At 66.9% G+C, this 16362-nt stretch carries 17 protein-coding genes; 11 read left to right on the top strand and 6 right to left on the bottom strand.

Going from position 1 to position 16362, the window contains the following annotated elements:
* A partial coding sequence (locus tag KBY78_RS08280) for a lysine decarboxylase (RefSeq protein ID WP_255143193.1) occupies positions 1–953 on the bottom strand: 953 nt, incomplete at its 3' end.
* Positions 954–1114: 161 nt separating this feature from the next.
* Here KBY78_RS08280 and KBY78_RS08285 point away from each other — a divergent pair.
* The 3 genes from KBY78_RS08285 to KBY78_RS08295 are packed head-to-tail and all read left to right on the top strand — an operon-like array spanning position 1115 to position 3894.
* A complete protein-coding gene (locus KBY78_RS08285; protein ID WP_037980312.1) occupies positions 1115–2728 on the top strand; it encodes an AarF/ABC1/UbiB kinase family protein in 1614 nt (537 codons plus the stop codon).
* Positions 2729–2788: 60 nt separating this feature from the next.
* On the top strand, positions 2789–3256 hold the full coding sequence (locus KBY78_RS08290) for a hypothetical protein (RefSeq protein WP_006170849.1): 468 nt from the start codon (positions 2789–2791) through the stop codon (positions 3254–3256).
* Between the two features lie 20 nt (positions 3257–3276).
* On the top strand, positions 3277–3894 hold the full coding sequence (locus KBY78_RS08295; protein WP_255143194.1) for an alpha-ketoglutarate-dependent dioxygenase AlkB: 618 nt from the start codon (positions 3277–3279) through the stop codon (positions 3892–3894).
* Positions 3895–3913: 19 nt separating this feature from the next.
* Here the strand turns inward: KBY78_RS08295 and KBY78_RS08300 are convergent, their stop codons facing one another.
* The 3 genes from KBY78_RS08300 to mgtE form a co-directional block, all read right to left on the bottom strand.
* The gene (locus KBY78_RS08300) at positions 3914–4174 is read right to left on the bottom strand and encodes a hypothetical protein (RefSeq protein ID WP_255143195.1); all 261 of its coding nucleotides are present in this window, start codon (positions 4172–4174) and stop codon (positions 3914–3916) included.
* Positions 4175–4178: 4 nt separating this feature from the next.
* Positions 4179–5168, bottom strand: coding sequence for an RpoD/SigA family RNA polymerase sigma factor (locus tag KBY78_RS08305; RefSeq protein WP_315856652.1), 990 nt, complete (start codon positions 5166–5168; stop codon positions 4179–4181).
* Positions 5169–5312: 144 nt separating this feature from the next.
* The gene (mgtE, locus tag KBY78_RS08310) at positions 5313–6740 is read right to left on the bottom strand and encodes a magnesium transporter (protein WP_006172874.1); all 1428 of its coding nucleotides are present in this window, start codon (positions 6738–6740) and stop codon (positions 5313–5315) included.
* Positions 6741–6832: 92 nt separating this feature from the next.
* Here mgtE and KBY78_RS08315 point away from each other — a divergent pair, with 92 nt between their 5' ends.
* Both KBY78_RS08315 and KBY78_RS08320 read left to right on the top strand, forming a co-directional pair.
* Positions 6833–7312, top strand: coding sequence for a glutathione peroxidase (locus tag KBY78_RS08315; RefSeq protein ID WP_006172873.1), 480 nt, complete (start codon positions 6833–6835; stop codon positions 7310–7312).
* Positions 7313–7316: 4 nt separating this feature from the next.
* Positions 7317–8543, top strand: coding sequence for a cation:proton antiporter (locus KBY78_RS08320; protein WP_255143196.1), 1227 nt, complete (start codon positions 7317–7319; stop codon positions 8541–8543).
* Here KBY78_RS08320 and KBY78_RS08325 read toward each other — a convergent pair.
* Both KBY78_RS08325 and gyrB read right to left on the bottom strand, forming a co-directional pair.
* Positions 8514–8831 carry an SH3 domain-containing protein gene (locus KBY78_RS08325; RefSeq protein WP_255143197.1) on the bottom strand — a complete coding sequence of 106 codons (318 nt, stop codon included), beginning with the start codon at positions 8829–8831 and terminating at the stop codon, positions 8514–8516. The two genes, KBY78_RS08320 and KBY78_RS08325, sit on opposite strands and share 30 nt — an antisense overlap.
* Complete coding sequence (gene gyrB / locus KBY78_RS08330; RefSeq protein WP_255143198.1) at positions 8831–10789, bottom strand: DNA topoisomerase (ATP-hydrolyzing) subunit B; 1959 nt, start codon at positions 10787–10789, stop codon at positions 8831–8833. The genes KBY78_RS08325 and gyrB overlap by 1 nt, the downstream gene beginning before the upstream one ends.
* A gap of 192 nt (positions 10790–10981) precedes the next feature.
* Between gyrB and miaA the strand changes: the two genes are divergently transcribed.
* The 6 genes from miaA to KBY78_RS08360 form a co-directional block, all read left to right on the top strand.
* Positions 10982–11878: a tRNA (adenosine(37)-N6)-dimethylallyltransferase MiaA gene (miaA, locus tag KBY78_RS08335; RefSeq protein WP_255143199.1), complete on the top strand. Its 897-nt coding sequence runs from the start codon at positions 10982–10984 to the stop codon at positions 11876–11878.
* Between the two features lie 55 nt (positions 11879–11933).
* Positions 11934–12590, top strand: coding sequence for a translation initiation factor IF-3 (gene infC / locus KBY78_RS08340; protein WP_006172867.1), 657 nt, complete (start codon positions 11934–11936; stop codon positions 12588–12590).
* Between the two features lie 272 nt (positions 12591–12862).
* On the top strand, positions 12863–13891 hold the full coding sequence (locus KBY78_RS08345; RefSeq protein ID WP_255143203.1) for a GntR family transcriptional regulator: 1029 nt from the start codon (positions 12863–12865) through the stop codon (positions 13889–13891).
* The gene (cysE, locus tag KBY78_RS08350) at positions 13888–14646 is read left to right on the top strand and encodes a serine O-acetyltransferase (protein ID WP_261350020.1); all 759 of its coding nucleotides are present in this window, start codon (positions 13888–13890) and stop codon (positions 14644–14646) included. The genes KBY78_RS08345 and cysE overlap by 4 nt, the downstream gene beginning before the upstream one ends.
* A gap of 10 nt (positions 14647–14656) precedes the next feature.
* On the top strand, positions 14657–15460 hold the full coding sequence (locus KBY78_RS08355; RefSeq protein WP_255143200.1) for an ABC transporter permease: 804 nt from the start codon (positions 14657–14659) through the stop codon (positions 15458–15460).
* 40 nt (positions 15461–15500) lie between these two features.
* Positions 15501–16362 (top strand): ABC transporter ATP-binding protein (locus KBY78_RS08360; protein WP_255143201.1); only part of this gene is annotated, 862 nt, incomplete at its 3' end.

Raw genomic sequence — 16362 nt, forward strand, 5'->3', positions numbered from 1 at the left:
CCATTGATGCCCAGGGCGGCGGAATGGAACACCAGGCGCAGGGGATCCTGGTTGGCCGCCAGGGGCAGGGAGGCCGCCTCCAGCGCCTGCCGCAGCCTGTACGCGCGGGTGAGAGCCTGGCGCAGGCCGCGGGCGCCGGCGGGGCTGTGGCGGTGGGCGAAGGCCGCCGCCGCCGAAGCCAGCAACAGGGCACTGGGACTGGAGGTCTGCAGCCAGAGCAACGACCGCTCGATCGCCTCTTCACTCACCCGCCCGCGCCGGAGCAGCAGGGCAGCGCTCTGGGCCAGCCCCCCGGCGCTCTTGTGCAGGGACTGCACCACCAGATCGGCCCCGGCCGCCATGGCCCCCATCGGCAGTCCCGGCTGGCCGAAGTGAGCGCCATGGGCCTCATCCACCAGCACCGGCAGGCCCCGGCGGTGGGCCTCGGCGATCAGCCCGGGCAGATCTCCCGCCAGACCCTGGTAGGTGGGATGCACCAGCACCAGAGCCGCCAGGGGCGGGGACTGCTCCAGGCGCTGCTGCAGCCAGGCCGGGGTTGGCGGCAGCCACAGCCCGGTGGCGGGATCGAAGGGCAGATCGAACAGCACTGGCCGCAGGCCGCCGAGCACGCAGGCGTGCAGCAGGCTGCGGTGCAGGTTGCGCGGCAGCAGCACCCGCTCGCCGGGCCTGGCCAGGGCCAGCAGCGCCACCTGCAGCATCCCGCTGGCTCCATTCACCCCGAACCAGCAGCGGTCAGCGCCACAGAGGCGGGCACATTCGGCCTGGTCGGCGGCCACAGCACCGGCCGGCTCCAGCGGCCCTCCGATCTCGGGCAGTTCCGGCAGATCCCAGCCGCCGGGGCGCCGCCGCAACAGCCGGCGCAGACCAGGCGCCAGACCCCTTCCGCGCCCATGGGCGGGCAGGTGCAGATCGAGGCGCGCCGGAGCCTGGCGCAGGGCCGACAGCAGGAGCATCACCGCCCTTGGACTTTCTAGAGTCTGGGGTCATCACCCCAGGCGCCGCAGGAGTTCCCCCCATCACCGCCAGCACCCCCGTGCACCCGGCCCCACCGGCGCGTCCCGCCCGGGTCGAAGGCCCGCCGCCCCGCTACGAGCCCGCCGCCGATCTGCGCTGGATGCTGCTGCGCCCCTGGATCCTGGTGTCGCGCCTGGTGGTGGTGCTCTGGCAGCTGAGCTGGCTGGCTCTGGTGCTGGTGGTGCAGGGCAGCAGCAGCGAACGCGCCGTACAACAACGCCTGGGCCGACGCATCCTCGAGACCCTCACCCAGCTGGGTCCCTGCTTCATCAAGGTGGGACAGGCCCTCTCCACCCGCCCCGACCTGGTGCGCCGCGACTGGCTCGACCAGCTCACCCAGCTGCAGGACAACCTGCCCCCCTTCCCCCACGAGCTGGCCCTCGCCGAGATCGAAGCCGAGCTGGGGGCACCGGCAGCCCAGCTTTTCGAGCATTTCCCCCCCTATCCCGTGGCAGCGGCCAGCCTGGGGCAGGTGTACAAGGCCGAGCTCACGGCAGGACACTGGGTGGCGGTGAAGGTGCAGCGGCCCAACCTGGCCTACATCCTGCGTCGCGATCTGGTGATCATCCGCCTGCTGGGGGTGCTCACCGCGCCGTTCCTTCCCCTGAATCTGGGTTTCGGTCTCGGCGACATCATCGATGAGTTCGGTCTGACCCTCTTCGACGAGATCGACTACCGCCGCGAGGCCGATAACGCCGAGCGCTTCGCCTCCCTCTTCGCCGACAACCCAGCCGTGACGGTGCCGCGGGTGGAGAGGCAGTTCTCCAGCCGCCGGGTGCTCACCACCAGCTGGATCAACGGGATCAAGCTGCAGGACCGGCTGGAGCTGGAGTCGCACCGGCTCGAACCAGATGCCCTGATCCGCACCGGAGTGATGGCCGGCCTGCAGCAGTTGCTGGAGTTCGGCTATTTCCACGCTGACCCCCATCCCGGCAACCTCTTCGCCCTGCCGGGGCGAACCGGGGCCATGGGCCACGTGGCCTACGTCGATTTCGGGATGATGGATTCGATCAGCGACGCCGATCGCCTCACCCTCACCGGAGCGGTGGTGCACCTGATCAACCGCGATTTCGAAGCCCTCGCCGGCGACTTCCAGACCCTCGGGTTCCTGCGCCCCGACGCCGACCTCACCCCGATCGTGCCGGCTCTGGAAACTGTGCTTGGCGGCCAGCTGGGGGAGAGCGTGGGCTCGTTCAACTTCAAGGCGATCACCGATCGCTTCTCGGAGCTGATGTTCGACTACCCCTTCCGGGTGCCGGCCCGCTTCGCCCTGATCATCCGGGCGGTGGTGAGCCAGGAGGGGCTGGCCCTGCGGCTCGACCCCAGCTTCAAGATCATCCGCGTGGCCTATCCTTACGTGGCCAGGCGGCTGCTGGCCGGCGACACTGCCGAGCTGCGCGAGAAGTTGCTGGAGGTGCTCTTCGATCGCCAGGGGCACCTGCAGCTGGAGCGGCTCGAGAGCCTGCTTGGGGTGGTGGAGCAGGACGACGCCAACCCCGATCTGCTGCCGGTGGCCGGGGCGGGTCTGCGCCTGCTGCTCGGTCCCCGCGGCGGCAGCCTGCGCCAGCGGCTGCTGCTGATGCTGGTGCGCGACAACCACCTCAACACCGACGACCTGCGCGCCCTGATGGGCCTGCTGCGGCGCACCTTCTCTCCGTCCAAGCTGGCGGGTGGGGTGCTGCAGCGGCTCAACCCCCTCGCACCGGCCGCCTGAGAGGCTGGATCCTCACCTCCCGATCGCTAGGGTCAGCGTCAATCCCTTGGCCGCCCGCCCGTGATCAGTGATCCCACCGGTTCAGAGGCCCTGGGCCAGGGTTACGCGGGCGGCTCGTTCGCCGATTTCGAGGGCGCCGACATCCTTTTGGAGTACGTGCCGGTGGGGCAGCCTCCCTTCTTCCTGGCGGGGGTGGGGCTGGTGATCGCGATCCTCTGCGGCCTGACCTTCTCACGCCTGGTGCAGAACCGGCTCGACGGCTGGAAGCAGGACCGGCTCAACCTGCTGCCCCTGGCGGTGCCTGAAACCGTGGCGTCCTACGCGGGGCTGATCCTGGGGGTGACCCTGTTCATCGGTGGCAGCCTGCAGGTGTTCGGCTTCGGTGGCGGCACGGCCCTGCTGGTGGCCCTGCTGCTCTCCCTGCTCACCGGTGGCGCGCTCTGGGTGCAACTGGAGGGGCTGATGCGACAGGTCCAGGACGGCAGCTTCAAGGCCGTGGACTTCGACAACTTCGATCAGTTCTTCTGAAACCGGAAGCCGTTGTCTCGATGAAGCCGGCAGGCCAGATCCTCCACCGGCAGGCTCCCGGCCTGTCCCTGCGCCTCTGGCCAACCTGGGCCTGCGATGCCGATCAGAAGCTGAACCGGTTGCAGCAGGAGATCCCCTGGCGGCAGGAGTCGATCACCCTTTTCGGCCGCAGCCACCCCATGCCGCGGCTCACCTGCTGGGTGGCTGATCCCGGTTGCACATACCGCTACAGCGGCCTGGCCAATGAGCCCCAGCCCTGGTCGGCAGCGCTGCTGGAGATCAGGGAGGCACTCGCGGTCACGCTGGGCTGGCGCTTCAATTCGGTGCTGCTCAACCGCTACCGCGACGGCAGCGACGCCATGGGCTGGCATGCCGACGATGAACCGGAGCTGGAGCCGCAGGCGCCGATCGCCTCCCTGAGCCTGGGGGCCAGCCGCAGCTTCCGCCTCAGGCCTCGCGACCGCCGGGCCGTGGCCGCCGAGCCGATCAGCCTGGAGCTGGGCCACGGAGATCTGCTGGTGATGGACCCTCCCACCCAGCAACACTGGCTGCACGCCCTGCCCCGGCGGCTGCGGGTTCGGCAGGAGCGAGTGAATCTCACCTTCCGGCTGATCCGAGCCCCGGCCGATGGCGTCTGAGCAGGCTTCTCTGCCCAGATCAGGCTTCGCTGCCGGCCATCTCCAGCATCGCCACCGTGACGGGAATCGTCTCGAGGGCCTCCTCGTTATCGAGGAAGGCATCGAAGGATCGATAACGGCACACGCAGGGTGGCGGATCACCCTCGGCCTGAGCCTGATCCCAGGCCTCCTGCCAGCTCAGCTCCTTGGGGCGGACCTGGGCGTAACAGGCAAGAGCCTCGTCCAGGTCGCCGGCATCAGCGACGCACTCCCCGCGCCAATAGACCTCGAAGAACGGCATGGTCTCAGGCCACCAGGTAGCCCTCGAGGCGGCAGGAGCGGGAGCGGATGCCCTCCAGGGCGCGGCGCTCCAGGTTGCGAGTCTTGTCGCGGCTCATGCCCAGGGTGCGGGCAATCGAGGTCAGGCTCATCGGTTCATCGCCGTCGATGCCGTAGCGCATGCTCAGCACGCTCCGCTGCAGCTCAGGCAGCTGCTCCAGCAGCGCTCGCATGTCGCCGCGCAGGCACTCGCTGTCCACGCTCTCCGCCGGCAGCGTCCCGTCACCCTGCAGCAGGTCCAGCAGTTCGGTGTCCTCTCCGTCGCCCACCTTCGTCTCCAGGCTCACCGGTTGCCGCGCACGGCAGAGCAGGTCCTTCACCTCCTCCTCCGGCAGCTCCACACACACCGCCAGTTCGCTCAGCGTGGGTGTCCGCCCCAGCTCCTGGCTCAGTTCCCGCTGGCCCTTCTTCAGCTTGTTCAGCGTTTCAGTGATGTGGATCGGCAGCCGGATCGTGCGGCTCTTCTCCGCGATCGCCCGCGTGATCCCCTGCCGGATCCACCAGTACGCATACGTGCTGAATTTGTAGCCACGGGTCGGGTCGAACTTCTCCACACCCCGCACCAGACCGATCGTTCCCTCCTGGATCAGGTCCAGCAGCTCCATGTTCCGCTTGGTGTACTTCTTCGCCACGCTCACCACCAGGCGCAGGTTCGCCGCCACCATCCGCTCCTTCGCGCGCCGCCCGCTGGACAGCTTGCGCTTCAGCAGCGCCGGGCTCAGGCCCGCCGCGCTCGCCCATTCCGCCGCACTCGGCTTCTGGCCTCCGGCGCGCATCTCCAGTTCCTGCTCCGTTTCCTCCAGGCGCATCAGCTCCTGCACCTGACGGCCCAGCGTGATCTCCTGCTCATGGGTCAGCAGCGGCACGCGGCCGATGTCGCGCAGGTACGAGCGCACCAGGTCGCCATCCACCGGCGGCAGGGTGCGCACGGCGATGGGGGCCTGGCGGCTGTCCACTGCGGGGGCGGACTGGAGGGCGGCTGGACGGGTGGAGAGAGCGGCGACCACGACGACGGAACTTCTGACGGTGTGTAAAGCCTAACCTGAAGAAGTGTGAAGGGCCTCTCAGGAATGGCACGAGTTCCGCCCAGCCCGGCCCGCTCAGGCCGGCATGCCCACGTGGTTCAGCAGCCAGGACGCCGTTTTGAGGTAGATCAGCACCCCGGCCACGTCGGTGGCGGTGGTGATGAACGGCGCCGACATCAGGGCCGGATCCAGTCCCAGCCGGTCGAACAGCAGCGGCAGCGAGGCTCCGGCCGTGGCCGCCAGAGTGGTGATGCAGACCAGGCTGATGCCGGCGGCGGTGGCCACCAGCATCCCGCCCCCCACCTGCCAGGCCCAGGGCACCACCACGATCACCAGCAGCAGGCCCAGCAGCAATCCTGAGAACGCTTCACGGCCCACCGTGCGCCACACCCCCAACGCCTGGATGCGCTGGGTGCTCAGGCCGCGGATCACCACCGTGGAGCTCTGGGCGCCCACGTTGCCGCCGGTGCCGATCAGCAGCGGGATGAAGGCCGCCAGCCGCACCACCGCCTTGAGAACCCCTTCTTCGGAGGCGATCACTGCCGAGGTGCCGGTGTTGGCCACCAGCAGCACCAGCAGCCAGACCACCCGGCGGCGGGCCACGGTGAACAGGTTGCTCTGGAAGTAGTCGTCCTCGTCGCCGGCCTGCACGGCGCCGGCGGCGTAGAGGTCGCGGGTCGCCTCCTGCTGGATCACGTCGATCACGTCATCGACGGTGACGATCCCCACCAGCCGCTGCTCCAGGTCCACCACCGGCACAGCCAGAAAGTCGTAGCGCTGGATGATGCGGGCCACCTCTTCCTGGTCGGTGGTGGTGGTCACGCTCACCACCTCCCGGGTCATCACATCGCCGATGCGATCCTCCGGATCGGCCGTGACCAGATCACGCAGCGAGAGGATGCCGGTGAGATGGCGCGAGGCGTCGGTGACGTAGAGGCTGTAAACGGTTTCGGTGTCGCGGGCGCGGCGGCGCACGATGTCGAGGGCCTGGGCGGCGCTGTGGAACTCCTTGAGATCGATGAATTCGGTCGTCATCAGACGACCGGCGGTTTCGGGCTGATAGCCCAGCAGCTGGGCGGTGACGCGCCGCTCGGCGGGGCTCAGCTCCACCAGCAGCCGGCGCACCACCTTGGCGGGCAGTTCATCGAACAGCCTCACCCGATCGTCGGGCGACATCTCCTCCACCAGCTCCAGCACCTCACCGGAGCGCAGCCGCTCCAGCAACGATTGCTGCACCGGCGGATCGAGATACTCATAGACCTCGATCGCCTCGTCCTTGGCCAGCAGGCGAAAGGCCAGGGCTTGCAGGGTCCGCGGCAGGGCGCCGATCGCCTCGGCGCAGTCGACGGGCTGAACCGGCTCCAGCAGCAGCTTGACGCCGGCGTAATTCCCAGCGGTGAGCAGCGCCTGCAACTGCCGCGCCACCACATCAGCCACTGGCAGCCGGCCGTTGCTGGCCACCCCTGCTGAAGAGGCGCCACTGCCGCTGGTTCCCTCGCTCATCGGCCTGAAGGATCGCGGCCCACCGAGTGTATGGGCGAAGGCCCATCACAGCGACGTCGCCTGCCTAGGGTCCGGCCGACTGAGGATTTTCCATGGCTGTGAATGTGTCGGATGTGGTGGTACGCGGCGCCACGGGTGGTGAACAACGTCTGGGCGACTTTGCGGGCCAGGTGCTGTTGATCGTGAACGTGGCCAGCCGTTGCGGCTTCACCCGCCAGTACGCCGGACTGCAGAAGCTGCAGGACAGCTACGGCCCCCGTGGCCTGCAGGTGCTGGGCTTCCCCTGCAACGATTTCGGCGCTCAGGAACCGGGCACGCTGCCCGAGATCCAGCAGTTCTGCGCCACCACCTACGGCGCCTCCTTCACCCTCTTCGACAAGGTGCACGCCAAGGGCGTCAAGACCGCTCCTTACGACCTGCTCACAACCGTGGAGCCGGCCGGGGATGTGGAGTGGAACTTCGAGAAGTTCCTGGTGGGCAAGGACGGCACCGTGCTGGCCCGCTACAAGAGCGCCGTCGAACCCGATGGCGCCGAACTGACGGCTGCGATCGAAGCGGCCCTGGCTGCCTGAAGCCATGCCACCGCTGGGCCTGGCCGAGCTGGTCATCGCCGGATTGCTGGCCGATGGCCTCTTCCGGCGTCTGGGGCTGCCCGGGCTGGTGGGCATGTTGCTGGTGGGGGTGGCCCTGGGAACCTCGGGCCTGGGGCTGATCGACCCCCGCCTGCTGGCCCTCAGCGGCGACCTGCGCCAGATGGCACTGATCGTGATCCTGCTGCGGGTGGGCTTCGGGCTTGATCTGGCCACCTTGCGGCGGGTGGGCCCTCGGGTGCTGCTGCTGGCCTGGCTTCCCGCCAGCTGCGAAGGCCTGATGATCACCGCCGTGGCCCAGCCCCTGCTGCAGCTCAGCTGGCTGGAGGCGGCCCTGCTGGGCTCGGTGCTGGCGGCGGTGTCGCCGGCGGTGGTGGTGCCGCTGATGCTGCGGCTGATCGAGGAGAACCGGGGCACCGCCAAGGCCATTCCCTCGATGGTGATGGCCGCCGCTTCCCTCGATGACATCGCCGTGATCGTGGTGAACGGGGTGCTGCTGGGTCTGCTGGTGAACGACCGGGGGGCGCTGAGCGCCCGGCTGCTGGGCCTGCCCCTGGGACTCGCCCTCGGGGCCCTCGCCGGGGGTCTGCTGGGCTGGGGCCTGATCCGCTGGTTCGAGCGCTTCCGGCCCAACGCCAACCGCCAGACCCTGCTGGTGCTCGCCCTGGCCCTGCTGCTGCTGCGCCTGCAGGAGGGCATCAACCACCTCGTGCCCTTCACCGGCCTGGTGGCGGCCATCGCCCTCGGGGTGGTGTTCCTGGAGCTGCGCCAGGATCTGGCCCACCCGATCTCCGCCAAGCTCAGCTCGATCTGGGTGTTCGCCGAGCTGGTGCTGTTCGTCCTGGTGGGGGCCCAGCTCAATGTGGGAGTGGCCTGGAGCCATGGCCTGGCTGGGCTGGCGGTGCTGGCCCTGGGTCTGCTGGCCCGTTCGCTGGGCACCCTGGCCTGCCTGGCCAGAAGCACGCTCACGGCGGGGGAGCGCCTGTTCGTGATGGTGGCCTACACCCCCAAGGCCACGGTGCAGGCGGCCATCGGCGCGGTGCCCCTGCTGACGATGCAGGCCGCCGGGCTGCCCAACGGTCCCGGCGAGGTGATCCTGGCGGTTGCGGTGCTCAGCATCGTGGTCACAGCGCCCGCCGGCGCCTGGCTGAGCGCCCGCCTGGCCGGCCAGGTGCTTCTGCCTTCACCCGGCCAGCCAACCGCGCCGGGGTGAGCCGCAAGGGCCGCCAGTCTCCACGTGGAGCCATCGCTCGCCGTCGGGCTGCTGCCACACCCTCAGCAAACGCAGCGGCTCACCCGCGCGCAACGGGATCAGGCTGGGGGCACGGTGATGGGGGGACGTGCGCAGGGAATCGTCGCGTTCAGGGGCATGACCGGACAGCAGGGGGTCGCCGGCCTGGCGACGCCGCAGCTGGGGGGAACGGCGCTCACCGCCACCAGCAGGAAGAGCCGCCGGTGCGATCAGGGCGAAGCCGAGGATCCAGGCCCAGCGCCAGGTCATCAGATGTCGAGCTGGGCGAAGTCCAGTTCGGCGCTGTGGGTTTCGATGAATTCGCGGCGAGGAGCCACCTTGTCGCCCATCAGGATCGTGAAGATGCGATCCGCCTCGGCGGCGTCCTCGATCTCCACCCGCTTCATTGTGCGGGTGGTGGGATCCATGGTGGTTTCCCACAGCTGCTTGGGCATCATCTCGCCGAGGCCCTTGAAGCGCTGAATCGTGTAGTTGGCCTTCTCACCGAACCCATCGAGGGTTTTCTTGAGATCCTGCTCGTTGTAGCAATAGGTGTGGTTCTTGCCGCGCTCCACCTTGTAGAGCGGCGGGCAGGCAATGTAGATGTAGCCACCTTCCAGCAGAGTTTTCTGGTAGCGGTAGAAGAAGGTGAGCAACAGGGTACGGATGTGGGCGCCATCCACATCGGCGTCGGTCATGATCACGATGCGGTGGTAGCGCAGGGCCGAGAGGTTGAATTCTTCGCCCTTGATCCCCAGGCCAAGACCCGTGATCAGGGCCTGAATTTCAGTATTTTTGTAGATCTTGGCATCGTCGGTTTTCTCGATGTTGAGGATCTTGCCGCGCAGGGGCAGGATCGCCTGGAAACGCCGATCACGGCCCTGCTTGGCGGAGCCGCCGGCCGAATCACCCTCCACGATGTAGATCTCCGATTCGGAAGGATCGCGGGAGCTGCAGTCGGCCAGCTTGCCGGGCAGGGTGGAACTCTCCAGCACCGACTTGCGCCGCACCAGCTCCCGGGCCCTTCGGGCTGCCTCAGCCGCATTGAAGGCCTGAATGGCCTTCTCGAGGATCAGGTCGATCACCTGGGGATGGAATTCCAGAAATTCCCCGAGGGCCTCGCCCACCACCGAATCGACGATGCCACGCACCTCGGTGTTGCCGAGCTTGGTTTTGGTCTGTCCTTCGAATTCGGGATCCGGCACCTTCACCGAGAGGACGGCCGTGAGGCCTTCGCGGATGTTCTCACCGGCAAGATTGGAATCAGTGTCCTTGCGCTTGCCGCGCTTCTTGGCGAAGGTGTTGAGGGTGCGGGTGAGGACCGTTTTCAGGCCCTCGATGTGGGTGCCGCCGTCGACGGTGCGGATGTTGTTGGCGAAGCCCAGAATGCTGTCGGAGTAAGCATCCACGCACCACTGGAGCGCCGCTTCCACCTGCACACCATCCTTGGAGGCGTTGACGTAGATGATGTCGGGATGGAGGGGATCCTTACCCGCATTCATGTAGGTGACGTACTCGCGGATGCCGCCTTCGTAGTGATAGATCTCCTCATGGGGGCTGCCATCGGAGCCCTTGGCCGACTCGCGTTCATCGCGGAAGACGATGCGCACGCCGCCGTTGAGATAAGCCAGCTCGCGCAACCGGCCTGAGAGGGTGGCGTAATCGAAGTCGATCCCGCCGCTGAAAATCTCGATGTCGGGCTTGAAGCGCACCGCCGTGCCGGTGGCGCCACTGGGGTCGTCCTCGGAGCGCAAGCTGCCGATCGGAGTGCCGCGCTCGAAGCGCTGGCGGTGCACCTGGCCCTGGCGGCGCACGGTGACCTCCACCCACTCGCTGAGGGCATTGACCACGGAGATGCCCACCCCGTGCAGGCCGCCGGAGACCTTGTAGCCGCCACTGCCGAACTTGCCACCGGCGTGCAGAACGGTCAGCACCGTTTCCAGGGCCGATTTGCCGGTGCGGGGATGGATGTCGGTGGGGATGCCGCGGCCGTTGTCGGTGATCTCGGCGGATCCGTCCTCGCAGAGGCGGACCAGGATCTCATCGCAGTGGCCCGCGAGGGCCTCGTCGACGGAGTTGTCGACCACCTCATACACAAGGTGGTGCAGCCCCCTCGGCCCCGTGGTGCCGATGTACATGCCCGGACGCTTGCGCACCGGCTCAAGGCCCTCGAGCACCTGGATCTGCTCGGCGCCGTAGGCGTGTTGGATCTTGGAAGCGTCGCTCATTCCGGAGGTCACACCAGGCGGACGGCGAAGTCCATAGGGGAAGATAAACGGCTGGGCAACTCAGTGGATTTGGAGGGCGAATGACGCGCCTGAACCCCTGCCCGAGGCCTTCACTTTAACACTGAAGGCTCACAGGCGCCCCCAGGGGCCTCTGGCGGCCCATTCGAGCGAGGGGCGCACCCCCAAGATTCCATGCCCCTGCCGCCCCTGCTGATCGCCCTGATGGGGCCCACCGCCAGCGGCAAGACCGCCCTGGCGATCGAGCTGGCCGAAACCCTTGATCTGGCCGTGCTCTCGGTCGACTCACGCCAGCTCTACCGAGGCATGAGCATCGGCACCGCCAAACCGAGCGCCGAGCAACGCGCCCGGGTGCGCCATGACCTGCTCGACCTGCGCGACCCCGACCAGCCGATCAACCTGCAGGAGTTCTGCGGGGCCGCCCGGGCCGCCATCGCCGCCGAACACCGCCGCCGGGGCGTGGCCTTCCTTGTGGGCGGCAGTGGCCTCTACCTGCGGGCTCTCACCCAGGGCCTTGAACCCCCGGCCGTGCCGCCCCAGCCCGCTCTGCGGGCCCAGCTCCAACAGCTCGGTCAGCCCTTCTGTCACCAGCTCCTGGGCCAGGCTGATCCGCTGGCTGCCGGGCGGATCGCGCCCGCCGATGCCGTGCGCACCCAACGGGCCCTGGAGGTGATCTACGCCACAGGCCGGCCCCACACGGCACAACCGAGCGCCTGCCCGCCCCCCTGGCGGCTGCTGGAGCTGGGCCTGAACCCGGTGGATCTGCGCGAGCGCATCAGCCGGCGCAGCCAGCAGCTCTACAGCGATGGTCTGGTGGAGGAAACCGAGCAGCTGATCGGGCGCTATGGAGCCGACCTGCCCTTGCTGGCCACGATCGGCTACGGCGAGGCCCGCTCCCTGCTGGCCGGGGAGCTGGCTGAAGCGGAGGCCATCGCTCTTACCACCCGGCGCACCCTCCAGTACGCCAAGCGGCAGCGCACCTGGTTCCGACGTCAGCATCAACCGTTGTGGCTGGAGGGCGACGATCCAATCCGGCAGGCGTTGCCGGCGGTGCAACGCGTCCTAGGGTGACTGTCTGGTTTAACCAGGTTCATCGACCCCAACTGCCGGTCCCTCGCCTCTCTGAATGCCACCTCGTCCCCGTTTCGATCGCCGCGCCCCCGTCCGGGAGCTCCCCAACATCAACGACCGCATCAGCTACCCCCAGCTCAGGGTGGTGGATGCCGACGGCAGCCAGCTCGGAGTGATCACCAGGGAGGAAGCCCTGGATGTGGCCAAGGACCGCGACCTCGACCTGGTGCTGGTGAGCGAGAAAGCCGATCCGCCGGTCTGCCGGATCATGGACTACGGCAAGTTCAAGTTCGAGCAGGAAAAGAAAGCCAAGGAAGCCAAGAAGAAGTCGCACCAGACCGAGGTCAAGGAAGTCAAGATGCGCTACAAGATCGACTCGCACGATTACCAGGTGCGCATCGGTCAAGCGGTGCGCTTCCTCAAGGACGGCGACAAGGTCAAGTGCACGGTGATCTTCCGCGGCCGCGAGATCCAGCACACGGCCCTGGCCGAGCAACTGCTGTTCCGCATGGCCAAGGATCTCGAGGAGAGCGCCGAGATCCAGCAGGATCCGAAGCGGGAAGGCCGGAACATGATCATGTTCCTCACCCCGCGCAAGACGCCGCTCACCAAGGAGAAGGATGCCGCCGCCCAGGCCGCCAAGGCCGTGCGCACCATCCCCTCCCCGGTCCGGCAGCTCAGCAACGCCGAACCGGCACCCAGCGAAGCCTGAGCCGGCCTCGCCCATCTGCAGGCTCAGGCGCTGGCCACTGGGGTTGGCTGCCGCCAGGGCACCAGCCACATCCGGTAGCACCTCAAGGCTGGGGGCAGGGGTGGGGTGCCCCAGGCGAAGGTTCGATCGTGATCCACTCGGCCATGGCAGAGGCTGCGGGGCAGCGGTCAGTGTGACGGCGGCAACCGGCACAGGCTCCTATGCCACAGGGGGAATTGTCACCGGCGCAGAAGCTCCGTAGGGTGGCGCAACCCGTACTGGTTCCCTCCGGCGTGCGATTCCACATCCAGCAGGAAAGCGATATCCCGGCGTCGACCCAGCTCTACAACCAGATCTGCTTTGCGATCGCCGCCCGGCACTACCCCCCGGGCCATCGCCTGCCAAGTACGCGGCAACTGGCCATGCAGACCGGCCTGCACCGCAACACCATCAGCAAGGTCTACCGCCAGCTGGAGAACGATGGGGTGGTGGAGGCGATGGCCGGCTCGGGCATCTACGTGCGCGACCAGCAGAAGCCCCGTGAGCTCAAGGTGCCGCCGGGCCTGCGCAACCGCCTGCGCCCCGACATCGACCGGGAGGTGCGCCAGTGCGTCGACGGGCTGCTCAACGCCGGCTGCACCCTGCAGCAGGCCCGCGAGCTGCTCACCCGCGAGATCGACTGGCGCCTGCGCTGCGGCGCCAGGGTGCTGGTGTCGACACCCCGCGAAGACATCGGCGCCTCGATGCTGATCGCCGAGGAGCTGGAGCCCGTCCTGGAGGTGCCCGTGGAGGTGGTGCCGATGGAGGAGCTCGAGGGCGTGCTCGAGAGCTCCAGCAACGGCACGGTGGTCACCAGCCGCTACTTCCTCCAGCCCGTGGAGGAGCTGGCCCAGCGCTTCGGCGTGCGGGCCGTGGCGGTCGACCTCAACGACTTCCACCACGAGCTCAACCTGCTCAAGGAGCTGCGGGCCGGCAGCTGCGTGGGCCTGGTGAGCATCAGCCCGGGCATCCTGCGGGCCGCCGAGGTGATCCTGCACAGCATGCGCGGCCATGAGTTGCTGGTGATGACCGCCAACCCCGACGTGGGCAGCCACCTGCTGGCCCTGCTGCGGGCCGCCAGCCACGTGCTCTGCGACCGCCCCAGCCTGCCCCTGGTGGAGCAGACCCTGCGCCAGAACCGTTCCCAGCTGATGCGCTTGCCCCAGGTGCACTGCGCCCAGAGCTATCTGGGGGCCGCCACCATTGACCTGCTGCGCAAGGAGATCGGCCTGATCGGGCCTCGAGACAGCCAGGCCGAGGGCGAAGCCGCTCAGGCCGGATGATCAGGCGAATCCTTAAACCTATTCTCGCGGATCTGCGCATCATCCGGGAGCGGGACCCGGCGGCTCGCGGCACCCTCGAGATCCTGCTCTGCTACCCGGGCTTCCAGGCCCTGGTGCTGCACCGCCTCAGCCACCGCCTCTGGACCCTGAACGTGCCGCTGCTGCCCCGGCTGTGCTCGCAGGTCGGTCGCCTGTTCACCGGCATTGAGATCCATCCGGGCGCCACAATCGGCCACGGCGTGTTCATCGACCACGGCATGGGAGTGGTGATCGGTGAAACCGCCGAGATCGGTAACCGCTGCCTGCTCTTTCAGGGGGTCACCCTGGGCGGCACCGGCAAGGAACACGGCAAGCGCCACCCCACCCTGGCGGAGAACGTGGTGGTGGGAGCGGGCGCCAAGGTGCTCGGGGCCATCACGGTGGGCACCAACACCCGCATCGGCGCTGGTTCGGTGGTCCTGCGCGATGTGGGCCCCGACAGCACCGTGGTAGGGGTTCCGGGCCGCGTCATTCACCAGTCGGGAGTGCGCATCGATCCCCTCGCCCACTCCCAGCTGCCGGATGCCGAAGCCAAGGTGATCCGCAACCTGATGGAGCGCATCGACACCCTCGAGGGCGAACTCAGCCGCTTGCAGGCCTGCCTGAGTGAGGTGGCAGCCGGACGGCCCATGCAGGAAGCCTGCGGCGGCAGAGCCCAGAACCTGAAGGACAGGGAAATCCTGGAGTTCCTGGGAAGCAGCGAGGTCATGCCTTAAGTTGTCGCAGATGATCCTGCGCTTTCCTCACGCCCTTTGGCGTCACCGTGAACTCTGGTGGAGACTCACCGAGCGAGAAGTATTAGGACGCTACAGAGGATCGTTGCTGGGAGTGGCCTGGAGCTTCCTCAATCCGCTGGCCATGCTGGCTGTCTATACCTTTGTCTTTTCACAGATCTTCCAGGCACGCTGGGGCACATTGGAGAGCGCAGGTCCCCTTGGTTTTGCGATCAATCTCTTCTCCGGTCTGATCGTATTCAATCTGGTTGCCGAATGCGTGAACCGTGCCCCAGGATTGATTCACGCCAATCCCAACTACGTCAAGAAAGTGATCTTCCCACTGGAAGCACTCGGAGCGGTGGTCGTCGGCAGCGCTCTGTTCCATGCTGTTACCAGCCTTGTAATCCTGGCTGGATTCCAGCTGCTGGTGTTTCATGGCTTGCCGCTCACCTACCTATGGCTTCCCTTGGTATGGCTGCCACTGGTCCTGACCGCACTGGCGGTGACCTGGCTGCTCTCCGCTCTGGGCGTATTTCTACTGGACATTGGCCAGGTGACGGGGCTGGTGATGAGCATGTTGATGTTCCTGAGCCCGATCTTTTTCCCGCTCTCGGCCCTGCCCACGCGATGGCAACCGGTTCTGAAACTCAACCCCCTGGCACAGGTGATCGAGCAGACGCGCAGCGTCACGGTCAACGGCCATCATCCCAGCGCCCTCTACCTACTCTTGGGCACGACCTTTGGCCTGGCGGCTTGTGAGATGTCTTTTCGCAGCTTCCAGAAGGCTAAACGGGCCTTTGCCGATGTGATGTGACCCCGAGGCCGTGGGCACCAGAAGTGATCGAACCTGAATTATGAACAAAGCCGCGCTTCCAGAAGACATCGCCATCCGCGCGAGCGGCCTAGGCAAGTGCTATCGCATCTACGCGAGGCCCAAAGACAGGCTTCTGCAAGCCTTCTGGAAGGGACACAGAGCCTACCAGGAATTCTGGGCACTACGAGACGTGAGTTTCGAGGTGAAGCGTGGCGAAACGTTGGGGATTATCGGTCGCAACGGAAGCGGCAAGAGTACACTGTTGCAGATGATCTGCGGCACCCTCACTCCAACGGAGGGCTCTGTTGAAACCAACGGAAGAATAGCCGCCCTGCTGGAGCTGGGAAGCGGTTTCAACCCAGAGTTTACAGGGCTTGAAAACGTCTTCGTGAATGCATCGGTTCTGGGACTGAATAGAGCGGAGACCGAGCAACGTCTTGATGACATCCTGGCCTTTGCAGAAATTGGTGATTTCATCCATCAGCCAGTCAAGACCTACTCCAGCGGCATGCAAGTAAGGCTTGCCTTTGCCGTTGCCTCGCAGATCAACGCACGTTGCCTAATCGTGGATGAAGCGCTGGCGGTTGGGGACATCGTGTTCTCACAGAAATGCTTCCGGTTCTTCAGTAGATTCTGCGACGATGGCGGCACGCTTCTGTATGTCACGCACGACCTGCAGTCGCTGGCAAGCTTTTCGACACGTGGCTTATGGCTGAGCCATGGCAGGCAGAAGTTTCTCGGAGACACCCTGAACTGCATCCGGCGCTTCGCCGGGGATTGCCTGACAGGGAGCCGCCAACCTGATGACAGCCATACGGAGCAGTCTGCCGTGGGCCCTTCTGCTCAGTCTTCATCACCCGCGATCGACACTGACCAGCCGCTCGGCATCCTGGAGGCCCACC

Source organism: Synechococcus sp. EJ6-Ellesmere, assembly GCF_024345875.1.
Lineage (GTDB): Bacteria > Cyanobacteriota > Cyanobacteriia > PCC-6307 > Cyanobiaceae > Regnicoccus_A > Regnicoccus_A antarcticus.

Bases quoted from the DNA above. Each gene is read 5' to 3' on its own strand.
- KBY78_RS08285 (WP_037980312.1), top strand. From the start codon at position 1,115: ATGCTGCTGCGCCCCTGGATCCTGGTGTCGCGCCTGGTGGTGGTGCTC.
- KBY78_RS08295 (WP_255143194.1), top strand. From the start codon at position 3,277: ATGAAGCCGGCAGGCCAGATCCTCCACCGGCAGGCTCCCGGCCTGTCC.
- KBY78_RS08300 (WP_255143195.1), bottom strand. From the start codon at position 4,174: ATGCCGTTCTTCGAGGTCTATTGGCGCGGGGAGTGCGTCGCTGATGCC.
- mgtE (WP_006172874.1), bottom strand. From the start codon at position 6,740: ATGAGCGAGGGAACCAGCGGCAGTGGCGCCTCTTCAGCAGGGGTGGCC.
- KBY78_RS08315 (WP_006172873.1), top strand. From the start codon at position 6,833: ATGGCTGTGAATGTGTCGGATGTGGTGGTACGCGGCGCCACGGGTGGT.
- KBY78_RS08320 (WP_255143196.1), top strand. From the start codon at position 7,317: ATGCCACCGCTGGGCCTGGCCGAGCTGGTCATCGCCGGATTGCTGGCC.
- KBY78_RS08325 (WP_255143197.1), bottom strand. From the start codon at position 8,831: ATGACCTGGCGCTGGGCCTGGATCCTCGGCTTCGCCCTGATCGCACCG.
- gyrB (WP_255143198.1), bottom strand. From the start codon at position 10,789: ATGAGCGACGCTTCCAAGATCCAACACGCCTACGGCGCCGAGCAGATC.
- miaA (WP_255143199.1), top strand. From the start codon at position 10,982: ATGCCCCTGCCGCCCCTGCTGATCGCCCTGATGGGGCCCACCGCCAGC.
- infC (WP_006172867.1), top strand. From the start codon at position 11,934: ATGCCACCTCGTCCCCGTTTCGATCGCCGCGCCCCCGTCCGGGAGCTC.
- cysE (WP_261350020.1), top strand. From the start codon at position 13,888: ATGATCAGGCGAATCCTTAAACCTATTCTCGCGGATCTGCGCATCATC.
- KBY78_RS08355 (WP_255143200.1), top strand. From the start codon at position 14,657: ATGATCCTGCGCTTTCCTCACGCCCTTTGGCGTCACCGTGAACTCTGG.